Genomic DNA, 461 nt, shown 5'->3' with positions numbered 1-461 from the left:
CCCGTTTTCCGCCGTATAAGTCGGGGTACTGCCCAGCTTCAACCATTTTTTGGACGAAGCCTCAAAATAATAAAAGCCTTTGCCGTTGAACAAAGAGGTCGTCCCTGCTCCTGCCACGCCCTCCGTAAGATACAACAAAGTGCCGTCTGCCATATTATCGCCCATACTTTCTGCACGGGAGGCCGTTACACGGGGGATAAGGATGCCCTCTGCGCTGTCCCCCGTCTCAGCATAAGCCTTGATGTCCAAGGTGGCGTGCGGAGAGGTGGTATTAATGCCTACCGATCCTTCGGTCTTCGCCTTTTGGGCGTTTAAAGTAAGACCTGCCGACAAGAAAACCGACAAAGTCCATCGGGATAAGATTGTTTTCATACGCTGTGTTTTTTAATTGTTATATTTTGATTTGTGTTCATATTTTTTCATGCTTTCCGATTTTATTGACGTTCAATCGGATAAAGTTT

The 461-nt window shown here is 46.9% G+C and carries 1 protein-coding gene; it reads right to left on the bottom strand.

Annotated features, from left to right (window positions below; translation table 11 throughout):
- The coding region (locus VQ048_RS12610) for a phage tail-like protein (RefSeq protein WP_503619828.1) at positions 1 to 372 on the bottom strand (372 nt) is incomplete at its 3' end.
- Between the last annotated feature and the right edge of the window lie 89 nt (positions 373 to 461).

The organism is Bergeyella anatis, assembly GCF_036016955.1.
GTDB lineage: Bacteria > Bacteroidota > Bacteroidia > Flavobacteriales > Weeksellaceae > JAYWXI01.
This window is presented reverse-complemented; position numbering and strand designations above follow the sequence as displayed.